Below are 3,298 nucleotides of genomic sequence, written 5' to 3' on the forward strand. Positions count from 1 at the left end.
CTAGGGGAATAATATCTATTAGATCACAGCGAACATGTCGGTTCAAGGTCAAAAAACGCACAATGTAAAAGTAATCAAAAATATATTGAAAGTGCGATTTGGGAGAAATTCTACAGCCTCAACGCCTCGTTAAGAGGCAAAAAATTGTTGGCTAAAATTAGCGACGAAGGAGCAAAAGCCAAATGTTTTTTGTCCTTTTGAACGACTTGTTAGGGCTTTGTACTAATTAACTAAACTTTTGAAAAGCATTTATTAATCTTTTAGATATTAGGTGCTTTTCATTCATAATGTACTCAATACCTATTAAATTACCATCAAGCCTCATTTGATTATGTAGCTGATCTAATTTAACAAATTTTTGTACTATTTCATCATCTACTAAAGCATGAATTTGAGCTGGTAGTTTATTGTTTGATATTAACGAGCCAACTGAGTTATCAGGCGTAAAGAATATTTTATTTGTATCATGTTCTGAAGGTGTAACACACAGTAATGAATTATCAGGTCGTTTTACCACTACATGTCCAGTTACCTTTAAAACGATATTTCCTAATTGTGAGTACGACCAACCAAACTGTATTTCGCCTTGATTATTCAAAAGGTACTTTTGAACATTATTATAACAATCAAGTTTTAAACCTCCTTTCACAACTTCAATTTGAAGGTGTTCAACGGATGTTATACCTCTCGAATTTAAAAACTCAAACGGTAATTCTGTTGGTATTAGATAATCCACGATACTCTCGAAAGCCTTAACGCCTCAATAACCGGCGCAGCTTTGCTGCGTCCGGCGCCTAAAAGGCGCGAAGTTAATTGATTTGTTAGGCTTTTGGTGGGTAAGCACGTTACGATTCACAGGATGATGTGTCTGTATATTTGACCACAACACCAACTACGGGGTTTGAATCACTATAGCTGCTATTTATGAGCGAGCTAATGTGTTCTGATATACCTAGCGTTATTTGACCTAGGATTTCACTGTTTTCTAAGTGGACCTGAGAATCTTCATTGATCCTATCAGTGGCGATTTGTTGCATTTGATTAAGTGCCGTTACAGAGTTTATATCGTAGTCACCCAGCTCGAATGCCTTGGTGATCCCGGGGCTTGGCACATTTTTGCTTAACAGTTCAGGGTTTGGAATATTTACCGAATAATATCCGGGGTCATGATCAATACTTGCAAAGCAAAACTCCCAACCACTAGGAATTTTTACTCCATAGCTAAAAACGTAATCCCACTCAAATAGTATTTCTACATCATCCCCACCAAAAAAACGAGTCCACCTGCCAGCGAAGTTTGAGTCGTAAAAATGCATATACTGGTTGGTGATCGTTGAATAGATGTATTCAGATGTTCTAGCAAGAGTAGAGCTTTTGACAGTTATTTTCTGTTTTTCAATTGCGGCGTTTTTTTCTGTTAAAGCCACGTCTAATTGGTTCTGAAAGTTAGACCATTTATAGCCTCCAAAACCTACAACACACAACAAAATTACAGATAAAACAGTTGAAATCGTATTCATTAGTATGAGTCCTTATGTTGATGAAGCCTAACGCTTTTTATAAATGGCGCGCGTTTTTTGCGCGTCCAGTGAAGGCCGTTTTTTTGGCCGTAACGAAATTTAATAAATTTGTTATGTTTGAAGTTAACTCAAACGAACGATTATTTTTGCAGCCCACTTATCAAGAAGCTTAGCAGGAGCAAAAGATAGAAATAAGCCTAAAATTGGAAACAAAACACTAAAAATCGCAGCCACTATTTTATCCGTTGAATCTTTTGTTGGAACACCATTAATTTCAATTATAGCATTGGGATCTAACGCAGCTTGAGTAAAAACAAATACCAATATACTTCCAACAAAAATTAATGTGGCACCTGTAAGACGGCTCAACCCAACTGCAACATCTACTTTTTTCTTTAAATCTTCGTCCATACCTTACTCAAACATAACGCTAAGCTAAGCGGCGCAGCTTGTCTGCGTCGATGCTTAAGCGCATTGTTATAACTCTACTAACTCGATTGGAGCTTTTTATACTGGCTTCTCATTATTACCCACATAATCGCACCAAAGAATATGCCACCAATAGGAAACATGATTAAGGCTTCAATAATGCCATCAAAAAAAGGTTTATCGTCTTTAAATTGCATTATGAACTTGAACAGTATTGCAGTGCTAATACCCCAGCCAATAACGCCATGAATTAAAATAAAGCGCACCGCTCCTTTTTCAATAGTACTCTTCAATCTATCAGATTTATCCATGAAACTTCCTTGAGTTATAACGCCCCTATTAAACGGAGCAGACTTGCTGGCTATACTTGCGAGGAACGAGCCTAAGCCAGCGAGTAGGCGTCCGGTTGAATGGTTTGTTATGTGCCACTTTTAAATTCACCTTGTTTTTTCACTCTAATGTACATGAACATAACCAAGCCTAGTAAAATCATAAGTGGACTCATATATAGCATGGCAACATCACCTTTCCTCACGAATGACATGGCCCCCTCCTTACCAGCTACGTAACAATTTGACTCGTAGCGAAAGCAACTCACAATACTGCCGCCTTCTAGCTTAGTAAGTGATAGTGCAATTAAACCATTTTCTGACGTGCGGTAGTTATATACGGGTGGCCCATCAACTTTAACTCTTTTCCTCTCATTTACAGATAAAAGCTCTAACGTTACAAGTTGAACCTTGTTATTAAAAAGCGCTGCCATAACTGGCGAATAGTTAATCCAAAAGTGCAGAGCAAAAAAAGCAACTCCTGACCAAAAGATACCTTTTGCGCCATCCGAAAGGTTAGTGTTACTCATGGCATATAACGCCTGAATAATGTGTGAGCTAGTTTGGCAATTTTATTGCGCTGTTTGCAACTAAAAATGACAAACAAAAGCGAATCACTATTTATTCTCTTGTTATGTACACGAATGACCGTTTTATTTATTCTTTCAGGCTTAAGTGTTCTTTTATCAAGTGCTCCCAAGCAATAAAAGCTCCAGCAAACAAAAACAAAACTTTCTTAGCCATAAAAAACAATTCGTAGTCTGTTGCGGGCCAATAAAATATCAAATCTATAATTGAAGTAAAAAAGATAACAACCCCTAGAACACCTAGACTTTTTAATGGTTTTTGAAAATTCACTAATTACTTTCCTTGTGTACATAACAGTATATTAGCCAGACCGCACGTTTAAGCCACTTTAGGAATAAACGGAATAATGATTCTGGCAATTAATTTATTTCATCTTTTCATATACTTATTAGCTTTTAAAGGTAAATTTTTTATTAGCGAACCATGTAGAAA

The 3,298-nt window shown here is 36.8% G+C and carries 6 protein-coding genes; all 6 read right to left on the reverse strand.

The annotated features are described in order from the left end of the window. Window positions 1-226: 226 nt before the first annotated feature. The 6 genes from ABJD71_RS08780 to ABJD71_RS08805 all read right to left on the reverse strand — a co-directional run bounded on the left by ABJD71_RS08780 (window position 227) and on the right by ABJD71_RS08805 (window position 3,136). Complete coding sequence (locus ABJD71_RS08780; protein ID WP_348167598.1) at window positions 227-736, reverse strand: hypothetical protein; 510 nt, start codon at window positions 734-736, stop codon at window positions 227-229. A 109-nt stretch (window positions 737-845) separates the two neighbouring features. Continuing rightward, complete coding sequence (locus ABJD71_RS08785; RefSeq protein ID WP_348167601.1) at window positions 846-1,520, reverse strand: hypothetical protein; 675 nt, start codon at window positions 1,518-1,520, stop codon at window positions 846-848. A gap of 123 nt (window positions 1,521-1,643) precedes the next feature. Further along, the gene (locus ABJD71_RS08790) at window positions 1,644-1,931 is read right to left on the reverse strand and encodes a hypothetical protein (RefSeq protein WP_348167604.1); all 288 of its coding nucleotides are present in this window, start codon (window positions 1,929-1,931) and stop codon (window positions 1,644-1,646) included. Window positions 1,932-2,008: 77 nt separating this feature from the next. Next, a complete protein-coding gene (locus tag ABJD71_RS08795; protein ID WP_348167607.1) occupies window positions 2,009-2,260 on the reverse strand; it encodes a hypothetical protein in 252 nt (83 codons plus the stop codon). Between the two features lie 107 nt (window positions 2,261-2,367). Next, a complete protein-coding gene (locus tag ABJD71_RS08800; RefSeq protein WP_348167610.1) occupies window positions 2,368-2,808 on the reverse strand; it encodes a hypothetical protein in 441 nt (146 codons plus the stop codon). A 127-nt stretch (window positions 2,809-2,935) separates the two neighbouring features. Beyond that, entirely contained in the window at window positions 2,936-3,136 is a 201-nt protein-coding gene (locus tag ABJD71_RS08805; protein WP_348167613.1) for a hypothetical protein, read from the reverse strand. Between the last annotated feature and the right edge of the window lie 162 nt (window positions 3,137-3,298).

It is taken from the genome of Paraglaciecola sp. (genome assembly GCF_039943935.1).
Taxonomy (GTDB): Bacteria; Pseudomonadota; Gammaproteobacteria; order Enterobacterales; family Alteromonadaceae; genus Paraglaciecola.